General features: G+C 65.6%; 14 protein-coding genes. All 14 read right to left on the reverse strand.

The window, feature by feature from the left end; translation table 11 throughout:
• Window positions 1–77: 77 nt before the first annotated feature.
• On the reverse strand, window positions 78–3584 hold the full coding sequence (locus OG921_RS00400; RefSeq protein WP_266110994.1) for a DNA-directed RNA polymerase subunit beta: 3507 nt from the start codon (window positions 3582–3584) through the stop codon (window positions 78–80).
• A gap of 366 nt (window positions 3585–3950) precedes the next feature.
• Entirely contained in the window at window positions 3951–4772 is an 822-nt protein-coding gene (locus tag OG921_RS00405; RefSeq protein WP_266110377.1) for a hypothetical protein, read from the reverse strand.
• A 47-nt stretch (window positions 4773–4819) separates the two neighbouring features.
• Complete coding sequence (locus OG921_RS00410) at window positions 4820–5455, reverse strand: hypothetical protein (RefSeq protein WP_266110378.1); 636 nt, start codon at window positions 5453–5455, stop codon at window positions 4820–4822.
• 43 nt (window positions 5456–5498) lie between these two features.
• Entirely contained in the window at window positions 5499–6746 is a 1248-nt protein-coding gene (locus tag OG921_RS00415) for an MCE family protein (protein ID WP_266110379.1), read from the reverse strand.
• On the reverse strand, window positions 6743–7966 hold the full coding sequence (locus tag OG921_RS00420) for an MCE family protein (RefSeq protein ID WP_266110380.1): 1224 nt from the start codon (window positions 7964–7966) through the stop codon (window positions 6743–6745). The genes OG921_RS00415 and OG921_RS00420 overlap by 4 nt, the downstream gene beginning before the upstream one ends.
• A complete protein-coding gene (locus tag OG921_RS00425; RefSeq protein ID WP_266110381.1) occupies window positions 7966–9240 on the reverse strand; it encodes an MCE family protein in 1275 nt (424 codons plus the stop codon). Before OG921_RS00425 ends, OG921_RS00420 begins: the two co-directional genes overlap by 1 nt.
• Window positions 9240–10241, reverse strand: a complete 1002-nt coding sequence (locus tag OG921_RS00430) for an MCE family protein (RefSeq protein WP_266110995.1) — start codon at window positions 10239–10241, stop codon at window positions 9240–9242. Before OG921_RS00430 ends, OG921_RS00425 begins: the two co-directional genes overlap by 1 nt.
• Entirely contained in the window at window positions 10241–11308 is a 1068-nt protein-coding gene (locus OG921_RS00435) for an MCE family protein (protein ID WP_266110382.1), read from the reverse strand. Before OG921_RS00435 ends, OG921_RS00430 begins: the two co-directional genes overlap by 1 nt.
• On the reverse strand, window positions 11305–12624 hold the full coding sequence (locus OG921_RS00440; protein WP_266110383.1) for an MCE family protein: 1320 nt from the start codon (window positions 12622–12624) through the stop codon (window positions 11305–11307). Before OG921_RS00440 ends, OG921_RS00435 begins: the two co-directional genes overlap by 4 nt.
• Window positions 12621–13481 (reverse strand): ABC transporter permease, encoded by an 861-nt coding sequence (locus OG921_RS00445; RefSeq protein WP_266110384.1) that lies wholly within the window; start codon window positions 13479–13481, stop codon window positions 12621–12623. The genes OG921_RS00440 and OG921_RS00445 overlap by 4 nt, the downstream gene beginning before the upstream one ends.
• Before the next feature lie 4 nt (window positions 13482–13485).
• Window positions 13486–14283, reverse strand: a complete 798-nt coding sequence (locus tag OG921_RS00450) for an ABC transporter permease (protein ID WP_266110385.1) — start codon at window positions 14281–14283, stop codon at window positions 13486–13488.
• Between the two features lie 4 nt (window positions 14284–14287).
• Entirely contained in the window at window positions 14288–15364 is a 1077-nt protein-coding gene (locus OG921_RS00455) for an ABC transporter ATP-binding protein (protein ID WP_266110386.1), read from the reverse strand.
• Between the two features lie 323 nt (window positions 15365–15687).
• A complete protein-coding gene (rplL, locus tag OG921_RS00460) occupies window positions 15688–16074 on the reverse strand; it encodes a 50S ribosomal protein L7/L12 (RefSeq protein WP_266110387.1) in 387 nt (128 codons plus the stop codon).
• 75 nt (window positions 16075–16149) lie between these two features.
• Entirely contained in the window at window positions 16150–16713 is a 564-nt protein-coding gene (gene rplJ / locus OG921_RS00465) for a 50S ribosomal protein L10 (RefSeq protein WP_266110388.1), read from the reverse strand.
• Window positions 16714–16722 lie beyond the last annotated feature (9 nt).

The following is a 16722-nucleotide window of genomic DNA, read 5'->3' on the forward strand; positions in this document are numbered from 1 at the left end:
CCAAGAGTGGGATTGTTTCTAGCAAGTTCGACAAGGACTAGAGGCGGCGGCCACAATGCGCGGCCGCCGCCGGCAGACTAGTTCGCCAGGTCGTCGACGGTGGCGGACTCGTTGCGGGACAGGTTGATGCCGAGGTTGGCCGCAGCGCGCTCCAGATCCTCGTCGTCGCCGTCACGCATCTCGATCGCCGCACCATCGCTGGAGAGCACCTCGACGTTGAGGCACAGCGACTGCAGCTCCTTGAGCAACACCTTGAACGACTCCGGGATGCCCGGCTCGGGGATGTTCTCGCCCTTGACGATCGCCTCGTACACCTTCACGCGGCCGACCACGTCGTCCGACTTGATGGTGAGCAGCTCCTGCAGCGTGTAGGCGGCGCCGTAGGCCTGCATGGCCCAGCACTCCATCTCACCGAAGCGCTGACCACCGAACTGCGCCTTACCGCCGAGCGGCTGCTGCGTGATCATCGAGTACGGCCCGGTCGAACGCGCGTGGATCTTGTCGTCGACCAGGTGGTGCAGCTTGATGATGTACATGTAGCCGACCGAAACCGGGTACGGGAACGGCTCACCGGAACGACCATCGAACAAGGTCGCCTTACCGTCCTGACCCACCATGACCTCACCGTCACGGTTCGGCAGGGTGGAGCTGAGCAGGCCGGTGAGCTCCTCCTCACGGGCACCGTCGAACACCGGGGTGGCGATGTTCGTGTCGGGTCCGGCGGCGAGCATCTCCTCGGGCAGCGTCGCCGCCCAGTCCGGCCGCGAGCCATCGTCCGCGATCTGGACGTTCCAGCCGGTCTTGCCGATCCAGCCGAGGTGGGTCTCCAGGATCTGGCCGATGTTCATACGCCGAGGCACGCCGTGCGTGTTCAGGATGATGTCGACCGGGGTGCCGTCGGGCAGGAACGGCATGTCCTCCGCGGGGAGGATCTTGCCGATGACGCCCTTGTTGCCGTGCCGGCCGGCGAGCTTGTCGCCGTCCTGAATCTTGCGCTTCTGCGCCACGTACACGCGCACCAACTCGTTGACGCCCGGCGGCAGATCGTCGTCGTCCTCGCGGGAAAACACCCGGATGCCGATGACCTTGCCGGACTCGCCGTGCGGCACCTTCAGCGAGGTATCGCGCACCTCGCGCGCCTTCTCACCGAAGATCGCGCGCAGCAGCCGCTCCTCCGGGGTCAACTCGGTCTCGCCCTTCGGGGTGACCTTGCCGACCAGCACGTCGCCGTCGCGAACCTCGGCACCGATGCGGATGATGCCGCGCTCGTCGAGATCGGCGAGCACCTCATCGGAGACGTTCGGGATGTCCCGGGTGATCTCCTCGGCACCGAGCTTGGTGTCGCGGGCGTCGATCTCGTGCTCCTCGATGTGGATCGAGGTCAGGACGTCCTCTTCCACGAGGCGCTGCGACAGGATGATCGCGTCCTCGTAGTTGTGGCCTTCCCACGGCATGATCGCCACGAGCAGGTTCTTGCCGAGTGCCATCTCACCGTTCTCGGTGCACGGGCCGTCGGCGAGGACCTGGCCGGTCTCGACACGCTGCCCCTCGTCCACGATCGGACGCTGGTTCGCGCAGGTGCCCTGGTTGGAGCGGGCGAACTTGCGCATCCGGTAGCTGCGGCGGGTGCCGTCGTCGGCCATCACGGTGACGTAGTCGGCCGAAACCTCCTCGACTACACCGCTCTTCTCGGTGACGACGACATCGCCGGCGTCCACCGCGGCGCGCAGCTCCATACCGGTGCCGACCAGCGGCGCCTCGGAACGGACCAGCGGCACGGCCTGACGCTGCATGTTCGCGCCCATCAGGGCGCGGTTGGCGTCGTCGTGCTCGAGGAACGGAATCATCGCGGTCGCGACCGAGACCATCTGCCGCGGCGAGATGTCCATGTACTCGACCTCGTTCGGCGTGACGAGTTCGACCTCGCCACCCTTACGGCGGCAGAGCACGCGATCCTCGGTGAAGCTGCCGTCCGCGTCGACCTTGGCGTTGGCCTGGGCCTTGACGTAGCGGTCTTCCTCGTCCGCGGTCAGGTACTCGATCTGATCGGTGATCCGACCGTTCTCGACCTTGCGGTACGGCGTCTCGATGAAGCCGAACGGGTTCACCCGCGCGTACACCGACAGCGAGCCGATCAGGCCGATGTTCGGGCCTTCCGGGGTCTCGATCGGGCACATGCGGCCGTAATGCGACGGGTGCACGTCACGGACCTCGAGGCCGGCACGCTCACGGGACAGACCACCGGGGCCGAGCGCCGACAGACGACGCTTGTGGGTCAGACCCGACAGCGGGTTGTTCTGGTCCATGAACTGCGACAGCTGCGAGGTTCCGAAGAACTCCTTGATCGCGGCCACGACGGGGCGGATGTTGATCAGGGACTGCGGCGTGATCGCCTCGACGTCCTGGGTGGTCATCCGCTCGCGAACAACCCGCTCCATGCGGGACAGGCCGACGCGGATCTGATTCTGGATCAGTTCGCCGACCGTACGCAGGCGACGGTTGCCGAAGTGGTCGATGTCGTCGACCTCGATCGGCACCTCGATGCCGCGCGGAGCGGTCATCGACTTGTCCCCGGCATGCAGGCGCACCAGGTACTCGATGGTCGCGACGATGTCCTCGCGAGTGAGCACCGTGGCGGTGATCGGCTCGCCCGGATTGACGCCGAGCTTCTTGTTGATCTTGTAGCGACCGACGCGCGCGAGGTCGTAGCGCTTCTCCTTGAAGAACAGGTTCTCCAGCAGGTTCTGCGCGGACTCCTTGGTCGGCGGCTCGCCCGGACGCAACTTGCGGTAGATATCGAGCAGCGCCTCGTCGGTGTTCTTCGCCGGATCCTTCTCCAGCGTGGTCATCATGATCTCCGAGAAGCCGAACCGCGCACGGATCTCCTCGTCGGACATGTCCAGCGCCTTGAGCAGCGTGGTGACCGGCTGACGGCGCTTGCGATCGATACGCACGCCCACGGTGTCGCGCTTGTCGACGTCGAACTCGAGCCACGCGCCGCGGCCCGGAATGACGCGCACGCTGTGCAGGTCCTTCTCGGTGGCCTTGTCGACGGAGTGGTCGAAGTAGACGCCGGGCGAACGGACCAGCTGCGAGACGACGACACGCTCGGTGCCGTTGATGATGAACGTGCCCTTGTCGGTCATCATCGGGAAGTCACCCATGAAGACCGTCTGGCTCTTGATCTCGCCGGTGTTGTTGTTGATGAACTCCGCGGTGACGAACAGCGGGGCCGCGTACGTCATGTCCTTGTCTTTGCACTCATCGGTCGAGGCCTTGACCTCGTCGAAGCGCGGATCGGTGAACGACAGGGACATCGAGCCCGAGAAGTCCTCGATCGGAGAGAGCTCCGCAAGGACTTCTTCGAGACCGCCGGTAGCCGGCTCGCCGGTGCGGGCCGTGGTGCGCTCGCGCCACTCCGGGGAACCAACAAGCCAATCGAATGAATCGAGTTGAAGATCGAGGAGCCCGGGCACCTCCAACGGCTCACGAATCTTCGCGAAAGACACCCGCTCGGGGGCTCCGGGGATTCCGGTAACTGCCTTGGTCTGGGTGGAGACTGCCAAGATGCGTCCTTCCAGCACCTCACGCGGGCCGCGTCCGAAATGCGCGACCATCGCTTAATCTGCTACGAATCTCGCTGGTTACAACCCGAACGAAACTCGACGAGCAGGGCAGCAAGATCACGTCCGAGAACGTGATATCGAGCAATGCGATCGAGGGGTGGACAGGAGGCAGCCAGCGCAACGTCCAAGCTTACACCCAATGCGGGATTGTGTCCAGCCGGGCAGCATGAAAAGCATCCGAGTACGGGTCCGTGCTGATCTCGACGCTGGTCACCGGGGCACAGTCCACAATTTCTCGCATGTTCGTGCCAATAGAGTGACGCTTCGGCTTGCCGACGTCAAGGCTTAGCGCCCGTGTTTTGCCGCCGATGTCTGCGACCCCGTTCAGTCCAGGACGATGTCGGCGAGCAGCCACTTCCCGTCGACCTTTTCCATTCGGGCCAGCTGCGGGCCCGAAGAACTGCCCTGGGCGACCCCGTCGTTGGTCACGCTGACATTCATGAAGGCGAGTACCTCGGCATGGTCGCCGTCGATCAGCGTCACACCGGTCGGGTCGATCTTGGTCTCGGTGCTCGTCTTCGACTGTTGCGCCGCGGACTTGGTCACCTCGACGGTCTTATCGAACTCGCCTTGCATCTTCTCGTTGAGCACCTGGTGCGACCGATCGGCCCAGCCGTCCATGTCGTCGAATTTGTAGGCGGTGATCGTCGTCAGCGCGTTTTCCGCGGCCGCCTTCACCTCTTCGGTCGCGGCCGTGTCGACGTAGGCCTGGTTCGAGATCGACCGGTCGAGCGCGAATTTGCCTGCCACCGTGGCGATACCGATCAGCACGAGCAGCACGACAAAGCCGAGAGCGGCCAGCTGCAGCGGATCCCGCCGCCGTCGCGGGGCGTCCGCGGCCCGCGGCGCGACGTCGGCCGGCGGCTCGGCGAACCCGACGGCTTCCGGCTGCGCGGTCGGCGCCGCCGGTTCCGGCGCGGGGGCCGGCCGGGTTTCGGGCGTCGGGGCGGCTTCGACCGCCGCCTCGACGGCGGGGGCCGCCTGCGGCCGCGTGGGAGCCTGCTGCACGGGAACCTCGGCGGCGCCCTGCGGTGCCGGCGAAGGCGTCTGCTCCGGAGGCTGCGGTGCGATCGACCGGCCGGTGCCGGCGATCTTCGGGCGTCGACGTGCGGGACCGGGCTGATTCACCCGACGATTCGGTGGCACTGGGAACTACTCCTTCGATACGTAGGTTCGTCGAAACTGCGACGGACCTACGGCCCACCTTCTTCGGCGGGCGCGGGCGTGTCGGCCGGCGCGGGGGTATCGGCGGGGGCCGGTGCGCTACCGGCGGCCCGGCCTTCGAGCAGCACAGGCTGGCCCATCGTGGTGGCCTGTGCGGCCTTCCAGACGCCGTCGGATTCGCTGAGATCCAGCGTCCAGGTGACGCGCTGCTTCGTCGGCTGCTGGTTCGGGTAGGTGCTGGTCTGCGCGACCACGACGAGCGCCTTGGCGTTGTCGTCGTCGGTGTTCAGCTCGGTCAGCGCGGCGCTGAGCACCTCGGCATCGAGGCGCGCCTTGCTCTGTCCGGCGAGCTGGGCGACCTGATCGCGGTTCTGCTCGATCTGGTCGTGCATGTCCCCGGTCGTCGAGGACTCCATCAGCGCGACGCTGCCCTCGATATCGTCGGGGTTGATCGAGTTGAGGTTGATCGCGGCCTGCCGGGCACCATCGAGCGCGGCGTCCCGGGTATCGGCGATCTGCTTGTCGGCGGTCGCCCACTGATAGCCGAACCAGCCGGCTCCCACGAGCGCGGCGAGCGCCACGACGGCGGCTACGGTGACGGCGAGGATCTGCGGAAGCGAGCCTTTCCGGTCGGGCGGTGAGGCGGGCACAGCTGGGTCGGTCACACCGACATCTTACTGACGAGTCGGTTCGGTCCGGTCATCGCACTCATCGTGGGGTGACCCCGAGCAGCACGGCCAGCTGCTCCGCCGCCGGGCTGAGGTTCAGCGTGTCCGGCATCGTCTTCGGCGTGTCGTCCCAGGGCTGCGGCACCTGCGGGTCGCTGTAGATCGCGCGCGCGCCGCCGCGCACCGACGTCGGATTACCTTGCGGCACCTTGCATCCCGCCTTCGTGTTGAACGGGAAGTTGTCCTGGGTGTCATCGAAGTCCGGGTTCTGCGCCTTGAGCTGCCGGAGCTCTTCGTAGGTGCTCTCGTAACCGCGGGTGCACGCGATCGGGTTGTTGGTCTCGAGTACCAGCCCGAAATGCGTGGTGCCGTCGCCCGGCGCGGTGGACGAACCACCGATGGACAGACCCGGGAGCAGCTGCAGCAGCGGCTTCAGGTTGAACGCCTTCGGCGCCACCGCCGTCGTCAGTTCGTTCAGGTTGGTGAGGTTCTCGGTCAGCGCCGGTCCGCTCTCCTGCAACAGGGCGTACGTCTGGTCGCTGAAATCGGTGCCCGTCCCGATCAGCCGCCGAATGTCGGGATCGCTGTCGCGCAGTTGTGCGGTGACCTTGTCGAGGCCGTCGCTGAAGGCGCGGATCGAATCCGATTGCTCGGCCTGGGTGTCGAGCACGATGCGACCGTCGCGGATCAGCTGCAGCGTCTCCGGCAGTGTCTCGATACCGGTCTCGGTGAAACTGTTCAGCGAGTCGACGAGCACCTGCAGGTCGTCGCCCTTGCCGTCGAACGCGGTGCCGAGCTCGGTGATCGTGGTGCGCAGATCGTCGAGCGGCACCGAACGTGCGAACGAATCGACACTGCGGATGACCTCCTCGACGGGCAGCGGCGTCGTGGTGTTGTCCGCGGTGATCACCGAGCCGTCCTCGAGGTACGGGCCCTCGTCGGTCGTCGGCTGCAGATCGAGGTACTGCTCCCCGATTGCCGAGCGGTTGGCAACGACCGCCTTGGTCGACGCCGGGATATCCGGCCCGCCGTTGTCGAGCTTCGCCTCCACCACGAGTCCGTCGTCGGTGAGGCGCAGCGCACCGACCCGACCGACCGGCACGCCCCGGTAGGTGATCTCGGACTGGGGGTACAAACCACCCGATGTCGTCATCTGCACCGTGACGGTGTACTGCCCGAAGCCGAGCAGGTTGTCGAGGCGCACGTAGCGCGCACCGACGTAGACGATGCCGAGCACCGCCACGACGACGAACGCAATCAACTGGTACCGAACGAGTTTCGTTTTCATCGGGGTCCACCGCCCAACTTCTCCAGGAGCGAACCGAGCGGATCGAGCGGCGCCGCGGCCGGCGCCGCCGCGGGCACGATCGGTGGCAACGGCACCAGCGAGATGGTCGGCCAGCCGGGCGTCGGGCCATTGCCGTTGTAGTACGGGTTGTATGGATTGATATTCGGCTGCGGACCGACCGGCGGCACATATACCGGATCCGGCTTGCCGACACCGAGGTTGCTCAACGTGGTGCCGATCTGGAGGTCGACGGACAGCCAGGTGTTGACCTGACCGCCGATCGCGGCGGGCAACACCGAGTCCGGGAACGGGTAGGTGGGAATCAGCGGGAACGCGGTCACCAGATCGGGGGCCGCGGCACCGAGCGCCTGCAACGTGGGCCGCAGCGAACGCAGGTCGGTGATCAGGTCGTCCTTGGACGTGTTGATCACGTCGTAGCCGACCTGGCCGAGCCGGTCGAGTTGGGCGAGCAGCGCGACGAGCTGCGGACGCTGCTCCTCGAGGATCTGCACACCCTTGGGCAGCTCGTCCAGGATCTTGCCGATCTCTTCGTTCTGATCGGCCACGCGGGCGCTGAGTGTGTCGAGCCCGTCGATCGCCCTGGTAATCGAGTTGACCTGCTCGTCGAGGCCGCCGATCAACGTGTTGGCCTGCTCGAGCAGCGACCGCACCCGCGGTTCGCGGCCACCGAGCGCGTTGTTCAGCTCGGCGATGATCGGCTGCAACTGAGCCACCCCACCGCCGTTGAGCAGCAACGACAGCGCACCGAGGACCTGTTCGATCTCGGTCGCGTGGCCGGTTCGGTCGATCCCGATCTCGTCGCCATCGGCGAGCCGTTCCGGGGACGGGTCCGCGGCGGGCGGGGCGAGCTCGATGTACTTCTCACCGAGCAGGTTGGTCTGCTTGACCTGCGCGACGGCATTGGCCGGCAGGTCGACTTCGGACTGGATGACCGTCGACACGGTCGCCGTCCAACCATCTGCACCGACGCCGATGTCCTCGACTCGACCAACGGCGACACCGTCGACCTTGACCGCGGACTGCGGCACGAGATCGAGCACGTCGTCGAAGGCGATCTGGATGTGCATCGGGTCGGAGCCGACGTCGGTGCCACCAGGCAGCGGAAAACCGTAGACGCCCTCGCTCGAGCAGCCGGTGGCGGCCGAGAAGACGACACCTGCGCCGACGGCGAGCGAGGCGATGCGGAGGCGAGCGCGCATCAGTTGCCTCCCCCCTGCTCGGACGGTGCGACACCGTCGGTCTGACGTGGTGACGGGTTGCCGGGGACGGTTCCCGGAACCGGATCGCGCTGCTCGTTCTCCTTGCTCAGGATCCCGAAGGGCAGGTTCAGCGACGGCGTCTTGATACCGGCGGCGATCTGGTCGGTGAGCGCGGTGCAGGTGTCCACGATCGGCCGGAAAGCCTTGCCGAGAGCTTCGAACTGCGGGTCGCCCGGCTTGAGCTTCCCGACGTCGATCAGCTTGCACACCAGGCCGAGAGGTTCGGCGATTTCGGGGATGTTCGCGCGCATGTCGAGCGTGCCCGATTCCGCGTCGTGCACGTTCACCAGGTTGCTCAGCGCGACCGGCAGCACCGGCAGCGCGGCGGCCACGTTGTCCTTCTGGTTCGCCAGCGTCTGGGTGAGGTCGATGAGCGCGTCCGCGTTGCCCTGGATCTGATCGCGGTTGTCGTTCACGAACCGCGCGACATCGCCGAGCGCCACCGAAAGCAGGTTCAGCGCTTCGCCGAGATTCTGTCGTTCGCCGGAGAGGAAGGTACTCAGGTCGGCGAGCTGGGCGTTGAACTCACGCACCTGAGCGTCGTTGGCCGCGAGCATGCTGACGAACGTCTGCAGGTTCTTGACCGTGTCGAAGATGTCACCGCGCGCGTCGGACAGGTACCTCGATGCGCGGGAAAGCTGGGTAATGCTGTCCCCCAACGCTTTTCCGTTGTCGCCGAGGTTGGCTGCGCTGGTATTGAGTAGATCCGACACGGCACCGTTGGCGTTCGCGCCGTTCGGGCCGAGCGAGTCGGACAGCTTCGCGATGCTGGAGTACAGCTCGTCGACCTCCACCGGGGTGGCGGTGTTCTCGCGCGCGATGGTGGCCTTGCGGCCCATCTTCTCCCCGCCGGAGTAGGCCGGCGTGAGCTGGATGTAGCGGTCCGCGACCACGGAGGGGGTGATCTGCACGGCCTTCGCATCGGCGGGAACGTCGTAGCCGCGATCGACACTCATCACGACCTTGACCTGATCGCCCTGCGGATCGACCGACTCGACCGAGCCGACCGGGACGCCGAGGATCCGCACCTCCGAACCCTCGTAGATGCCGACCGAGCGGTCGAAGTACGCGGTGATCTTGGTGGTGTTCATCCGGCTGAACACCCACCATCCCACGCTGGCAACCACGATGGCCGCGATGACGATCAACGCGACCGGCAACCAGCGGCGCACCCGGCTGCGCTCATTCGTCGAGTGGTTCTGCACGCTCGCCATCAGTTACCCCCGAGCTGACGGAACGGCGGACGATCGGTGATGATCTTGTCCGGCAGTCCCGGCGGGGTCAGGTTGACGACGACCGCGTCGAACCACCGGCCGTTGCCGAGCACGTCGGCGTAGATGCTGTAGAACGGCGCCGCCCTGTCGAGTGTCTCGTTCACGTTCTGCAGGTTCTGGTCGAGGATGTCCACCACGGCACGCAGGTTGGCCAGCGTCGGCCGAATCTGCTCTTCGTTGTCGTGCACGAAGGCGCTGAGTTCGGTGCTGAGCCGGCGGGTGCTGTCCAGCAATATCGAGATCGACTGCTGGCGAGTGTTCAGCTCGGCGAGCAATTCACCACCGCGCGCGAGCAGCTGCTCGAACTCGGCATTGCGATCGGCGAGCACCTGGGTGGTCTGCTTCGTCGCGGCGAACAGCTTCTTCAACTCCTGATCGCGTTTGGCCAGCGTCTCCGACAGCCGGGTGACCCCGTCGATCGAGCTGCGGATGTCGGGCGGCGTGTCGGCGAACGCGTCCGAGAGCACCACCATGCTGTTGGCCAGCTGGTCGGTGTCGATGTCCCCGATCGTGGACGCCGCGGCACTGAACGCGTCGATGACGTCGTAGGGCGAGGTCGTCCGGCTGAGCGGGATGGTGGAACCGGGTCTGGCATGGTCGTCCCCGCCGGGATCGAGCGAGAGGTACTTCAGGCCGAGCACGGTCTTGATCTCGATCGCCGCGGTGGTCTGGTTCCCGACCCAGGCGTTCCGGGTGCGGAAATCGACGAGTACGCGATCACCGTCGAGCTTGATGCCGGAAACCGTGCCGACCTTGACCCCCGCGATGCGTACCTCGTCGCCCTCACGCAGCCCGGCGGCTTCGGTGAACTCGGCGGTGTACTTCGTGCCCGCGCCGAGGATCGGCAGCGAATCGAGGAAGAACATCGACAACGTCACCAACAGCACCATGAACACGCCGATGGCACCGATCGAGGTTGCGCTTCTGCGGCTCTGCTCGATCACCGGCCACCGCCCTGGTTGCACCGGGGCGCGGCGTTCGTATAGAGCGCTGCGTTCACCGTCGGCAGGCCGGTGGGCAGATTCAGCTGCGGAGCGTCCTTGTCACCGGGTCCGATGACGATGTCGATACCGCACAGATAGAACTGGAACCAGGATCCGTAACTGGCGGCGGCGCCGAGCCTGTCCAGCTTGACCGGCAGGTTGGTGAGCGCCTGGTTCACCTCAACCTCGCGTGAACTCACCTCACCGGTGAGCTCGTTCAGGCCCGCGATCGCACCCTGCAGCGACGGCCGGGTCGGTTCGAGCAGGTCGGCGGTCGCGCTGGTCAGGTTCGCCAGCGAGGTGATCGAATCGCCGATTGTGTTCCGGTCGGCGGACAGCCCGCTGACGAGCTGCTCGGTCTTGATGATCAGATCGTTCAGCTCGTCGTCGCGCTGATTGACGGTTTCGAGCACGATGTTGAGGTTGTTCACGAGGTCTCCGATGACCGCATCCTTGTCCGCGATCTTGTTCGTCAGGCTCGCGGTGTCGCGCACCAGATCGGTGATCGTGCCGCGCTCACCCTGGAAGACCTGGATGATCTCGAATGACAGCTTGTTGACGTCGTCTGCGCTCAGCGTCTGGAACAGCGGCCGGAAGCCGTTGAACAGCGTGGTGAGGTTGACCGCGGACTTGGTGTGGTCGAGCGGAATCGTGCCGCCGTCGGTCAGCTTGAAGCCCTGCTGCCCGGAGCCCTGCTCGAGCGCGATGTAGCGCTGCCCGACGAGGTTGCGGTACCGGATGGTGGCCGTGGTGCTGGCCGGCAGCCAATCCCGGTCGCTGATCTGGAATTCGACCTCGGCCTCGCGCTTGTCGACGATCCCGATCTTGGTCACTTTGCCGACGCGCACACCGGCGATGCGCACCTCGTCGCCCTTGTTCAGCGACGTCACGTCGGCGAACCGCGCCTTGAACGAGGTACCGCCACCGCCGTAGTTGGCAATGGAGATGAACAGGACGCCGGTGAAGAACAGCGTGACCACAATGAAGATGACCAGTTTGACCAACGGTCCGGTCAAGCCCCTCATCGAACGCTCACCTCCTGTCCGCGGAGCGCCGGTGCCCCGATCGCGGTGGTCCATTCCGGAATGTCTTGTGGTGCAAGCCCGGTCGCACCGCCATAGACGGCGGAGAGGCTCTCGCGCTCCATCGGCGAGCCGATCACCGTGGCCGGCATCGTGGCGAACTGCGGAATCGGGTACTGCGTGGGCTCCGCGCCGGGGTTACGCGTGGGCGGCTGGTAGGAGCCGTCGTTGATCGACCCGCCCGGGTACTGACCCGGATCCACCCCGAGTGGTCGCTCGGGCTCGCACCACGGACCGCGGGTATCGAACCAGCGCGGCTCGTCCTGATTGGGCAGGTATCGCCCGCGGGGATTGGTCAGCTCGATCGAGACATGCGGACCGGTGTGCGCGGTCCCCTGCCCCATGAGTTCGTCGATGCGCGGCTTGAGCTGGGCGAAGTTTGCCAGCGTGCAGCCGAAGCTCGGCGAATAGGTGGCCAGTAGAGACAACGTCTCGTTCGAATTGGCCGCGATCGAGATGATGTTGTCGCGGTTGGCCGTCAGGAAGTCGGTCACCGTCGGCGCGGTCGCGGTCAGGCTGGCGAGCAGCGTGTCGATCTGTGGGCGCATCTGCACGATCGTCGCGTTCGTCGTCCGGAAATTGTTCAGCGCGCTGACCAGCTGTGGCGCGGCGTCGGCGTAGGTCTCGGAGACGGTCGCGAAGCTCTGCAGCGCAGCCTGCAGGTTCGGCATCTCGGAATTGACGCCGCGGAAAATCTCCTCCAGCCGGTCGATGGTGACACCGAGCTGTTCGCCGCGCCCCTCCAAGGCCTGCGCGAGCGCACCGAGCGTGGTCGACAGGTCCTGCGGCGGGACCGCCTGCAGCAGCGGCAGCACGCTGTCCAGCAGCCGGCCGACCTCGACGGCGTTCCCGCTCGCATCCTGCACGACCGTGTCACCGGCGGCGATCGGCGTTCCGCTCGGTTGCGCGGGTACGACGAGATCGACGTAGCGCTCGCCGAAAAGGGTCTTGGGCAACAGCCGCGCGGTGACGTTGGACGGGATCTCCTGCGCCTGCTCGGGGTTCAGTGCCATCTCGGCCTTGACCTTCGGACCGTCCGGCTCCGCCGAACGGACCTCGCCGACGAGCACGCCGCGCATCTTCACGTCGGCGTGCAGCGGCAGCGCATTACCGACGCTGTCGGTGATCAGGTCGACCTTCACGACGTCCTGGAACGTCTTGTTGTACACCGCGATCGTGAACCAGATGAACAGCGCGACGATCAGGAAGAACGCGAGACCGAGTAGGCGCGTTCCGAGCGTCGACCCAGAGCGGATCATCCGGCCACCCGCACCGTGGTGGTCGTGCCCCAGAGCGCGAGGCTGAGGAAGAAGTCGAGCACGTTGATCACCACGATCGCGGCGCGAACGGCCCGGCCCACCGCGACGCCGACGCCCGCGGGGCCGCCGGTGGCGTGGTAGCCGTAGTAGCAATGGATCAGGATGATCACGAACGCGAAGATGAGCACCTTCGCGAAGGAGTACAGCACGTCTTGCGGTGGCAGGAAGAGATTGAAGTAGTGGTCGTAGGACCCGCTCGATTGCCCGTTGAACAACGTACTGACCAGCCGCGACGCCAGGAACGCCGATAACAGCCCGACGATGTAGAGCGGGATCACCGCGATGAAGCCGGCGATGACCCGGGTGGTCACCAGGAACGGCACGCTCGGGATCGCCATGACCTCGAGGGCGTCGATCTCCTCGGAGATCCGCATCGCGCCGAGTTGCGCGGTGAAGCCGCAACCGACCGTGGCGGAAAGGGCGAGCGCGGCGACCAGTGGCGCTAGTTCACGGGTGTTGACGTAGGCCGTGATGAAGCCGGTCAGCACCGAGCTACCGAGCTGATCGAGGGCGGCGAAGCCCTGCAGGCCGACGACGACGCCGACTGCGCCGGACATCAGCAGGATGACACCGATCGTGCCGCCGATCACCGCGAGCGCGCCGCTGCCGAAGGTGACCTCGGCGAGCAGGCGCAGCGTTTCCTTGCGGTAGTGCTGCAGGGTGCGCGGCGTCCAGGCGATGGCGCGTGAGTAGAACGACATCTGTTCGCCGGCGCGATCGAGCACGTTCAGCGGTGCGCGCACGACGTCCCTGGTGCGTGCGAGTGCGCGGTCGTAGCGACCGTGGGCGACGGTCATCGCGTCACGCCCCCTTCGCCGGGACGACCTGCAGGTACACCAGGGTGAGCACGAGGTTCACAAAAAACAGCACCAGGAAGGTGATTACCACCGACTGGTTCACCGCTTCACCGACGCCCTTCGGCCCGCCACCCGGGTGCAGGCCCTTGTAGCAGGCGATAACGCCGGCGAGCAGGCCGAAGATCGCCGCCTTGAGCTCGCCGACGTAGAGGTCGGGTAGCTGCGCGAGCGCGGAGAACGACGCCAGGTACGCGCCGGGGGTTCCGCCCTGCAGCCAGACGTTGAAGAAGTAGCCGCCGGCGATGCCGACCACGGACACCAGTCCGTTGAGCAAGACTGCGACGAGCACCATCCCGAGTACGCGGGGGACGACGAGCCGCTGGATCGGATCGATGCCGAGGACTTGCATGGCATCGATCTCCTCGCGAATCGTTCGCGAACCGAGGTCTGCGGCGACCGCCGAACCCGCGGCGCCCGCGATCAACAGCGCGGTCACGACCGGGGCCGCCTGCTGCACGGTGGCGAGCACGCTCACCGCGCCGGTGAACGACTCGGCACCGAGTTGCTTGATGAGTGAGCCGGTCTGCAGCGAGACCACGGCGCCGAACGGAATGGCGACGAGCGCGGTCGGCAGAATCGACACGCTCGCAATGAACCAGGACTGCTCGATGAACTCACGCCACTGGAATGGCCGCACGAAAATCTTGCGAAACACGTCGATGAAGAGCTCAAAGATATTGCCGGCCTGGGCGAGGCCGGCATTGATCGGTCGCATGAATCCTGATTGAGCGCCGTTCGCCATCCGGTTACCTGCCCGCGCCCGACGAGGAATACTCGATCCCGCCGACCCCGACTGGAATCGCCGCGGTGACCGCGCCGGAATCGCCGTCGTACATATCGTCCTCGTCGTGGTCGAGGCTGTCCTGGATGGCGGCCTGTGCCTCCGGCGGCAGGTTGTTCAGAATCTGGCGGACCCGCTCCCGGCGCCGGCCCACAGCCTTGCGCTCGGGCATCCCCGGCGTCGCCTTGATCTGCGGAATGATCCCCGTAACCTCTTCCGCGCCACCATGATGATGACCCGCATCCGCCATGGCCTGCTCCTCGGCCATCTGCGACTCGTCCTTCTCCTCGCTCATCCCGATCGGCCCCAACCGCCGACCATTGATGAACTGCTTGACCACCGGCTCCGCACTGGTCAACAACACCTCACGCGGACCGAACATCACCAACTGCCGACGAAACAACATCCCGATGTTGTCGGGCACCGTCCGCGCCAAGTTGATGTTGTGCGTCACGATCAGAATCGTCGCGTCGATCTGGGCATTGATATCGATCAACAACTGCGACAAATACGCCGTCCGCACCGGATCCAGACCCGAGTCCGGCTCATCGACCAAAATGATCTGCGGATCCAACACCAACGACCGCGCCAACCCCGCCCGCTTACGCATACCACCGGAAATCTCACCCGGCAGCTTGTTCTCCGCCCCCAACAAACCCGTCAGCTCGAGCTTCTCCATCACGACCTTGCGGATATCGGACTCCGACTTCTTCGTATGCTCACGCAACGGGAACGCCACGTTGTCATACAAATCCATCGACCCGAACAACGCGCCATCCTGAAACAGCACACCGAACAGCTTGCGGATCTCGTAAAGCTCCTTGTGCGAACACGTCGTGATATCGGTGCCGTCGATCATGATCGAGCCCTCTTCCGGGCGCAGCAAACCGATCAACGACTTCAAAAACACCGACTTACCCGTACCCGACGGACCCAGCAACGCCGACACCTCACCCGAAGGCAACGTCAACGACACGTCCTGCCAAATCGTCTGCGAACCGAATCGCTTCGTCACGTGATGGGTGCTGACCTCGACGCCCACGCTCTTCCTCCGCCCGATTCAGCCATTGCGGCCGCCCACGAATCCTTACCCCCGGTATGGTTCGCGTCACTCTAGCGTATGGCCGTGCGGTGTTTCGCTCGGCGCTACTGACAAGTAACTTCGTGCACAGCGGTATCAATGCGCGACGGTGCGTCCCGGGTCCCCGATAACTTACTGCACAGTAGGCTTCGTGGACAATGTGGACCGGCGACCATGTGGATAAACCCGGAAGACACGAAAACGGCAGGGCGACTCCCGATATGGGAGCCACCCTGCCGTTTACAGCAGTGCGACGTTCCGGCGCAAAAGCGCCGGAACACCAATTACTTGACGCTGATCTTCGCGCCGGCAGCCTCGAGCTTCTCCTTGGCGGCGTCGGCGGCGTCCTTGGCCACCTTCTCCAGGATCGCCTTCGGCGCACTCTCGACGAGGTCCTTGGCCTCCTTCAGGCCCAGGCCGGAGACGATCTCGCGAACGACCTTGATGACCTGGATCTTCTTGTCGCCGGCACCCTCGAGGATGACGTCGAACTCGTCCTGCTCCTCGGCGGCCTCGGCGGCGGCCGGGGCGGCACCCGCGGCAGCAACGGCAACCGGGGCAGCGGCGGTGACCTCGAAGGTCTCCTCGAATGCCTTCACGAACTCCGAGAGCTCGAGCAGGGTCAGTTCCTTGAACGCGTCGAGCAGCTCGTCAGTGCTGAGCTTCGCCATAGTGGCGGTCCTTCCTTGTAAGTCCCTGTCGGCGATCCGCGACCGGGATTGGTGTCGTGATGCGCTTGGTGCGGATCAGCTTTCGGTGGTCGCCTCGGCGGCGGGAGCAGCAGCACCCTCGGCCTCGGCAGCCTTCTTCTCCTGCAGCGCGGCGGCCAGGCGGGCCACCTGCGAAGCAGGAGCGGCGAACAGGCCGGCGGCCTTTGCCAAGTTGCCCTTCATCGCGCCGGCGAGCTTGGCCAACAGGATCTCGCGGGACTCGAGGTCCGCGATCTTGTTGACCTCGTCCACGGACAGCGCGCGGCCGTCCATGTACCCGCCCTTGATGACGAGAGCCTTGTTGTCCTTGGCGAAGGTCTTGATCGCCTTCGCCGCGTCGACCGGCTCGCCTGCGATGAACGCAATGGCGGTCGGGCCGACGAACAAGTCCTCGAGGCCTTCGACGCCAGCCTCGGTGGCTGCACGCTTGACCAGGGTGTTCTTGGCGACGGAGTACGTAGCGCCGGCACCGAGCGCGCGACGGAGCTCGGTGATCTTGCTGACCGACAGGCCACGGTATTCCGTGACGACTGCCGCCGTGGAGCCCTTGAACTGCTCGGCGATCTCCGCAACCGCGGTGACCTTCTCAGCCTTTGCCATACTTCGCCT

The sequence above is a fragment of the Aldersonia sp. NBC_00410 genome (assembly GCF_026342035.1).
Taxonomy (GTDB): domain Bacteria; phylum Actinomycetota; class Actinomycetes; order Mycobacteriales; family Mycobacteriaceae; genus Aldersonia.

Excerpts from the sequence above, each read along its gene's own strand:
- OG921_RS00415 (WP_266110379.1), bottom strand. The coding sequence starts at position 6,746 with ATGAAAACGAAACTCGTTCGGTACCAGTTGATTGCGTTCGTCGTCGTG.
- OG921_RS00435 (WP_266110382.1), bottom strand. The coding sequence starts at position 11,308 with ATGAGGGGCTTGACCGGACCGTTGGTCAAACTGGTCATCTTCATTGTG.
- rplL (WP_266110387.1), bottom strand. The coding sequence starts at position 16,074 with ATGGCGAAGCTCAGCACTGACGAGCTGCTCGACGCGTTCAAGGAACTG.
- rplJ (WP_266110388.1), bottom strand. The coding sequence starts at position 16,713 with ATGGCAAAGGCTGAGAAGGTCACCGCGGTTGCGGAGATCGCCGAGCAG.
- OG921_RS00445 (WP_266110384.1), bottom strand. The coding sequence starts at position 13,481 with ATGACCGTCGCCCACGGTCGCTACGACCGCGCACTCGCACGCACCAGG.
- OG921_RS00440 (WP_266110383.1), bottom strand. The coding sequence starts at position 12,624 with ATGATCCGCTCTGGGTCGACGCTCGGAACGCGCCTACTCGGTCTCGCG.
- OG921_RS00425 (WP_266110381.1), bottom strand. The coding sequence starts at position 9,240 with ATGGCGAGCGTGCAGAACCACTCGACGAATGAGCGCAGCCGGGTGCGC.
- OG921_RS00420 (WP_266110380.1), bottom strand. The coding sequence starts at position 7,966 with ATGCGCGCTCGCCTCCGCATCGCCTCGCTCGCCGTCGGCGCAGGTGTC.
- OG921_RS00450 (WP_266110385.1), bottom strand. The coding sequence starts at position 14,283 with ATGGCGAACGGCGCTCAATCAGGATTCATGCGACCGATCAATGCCGGC.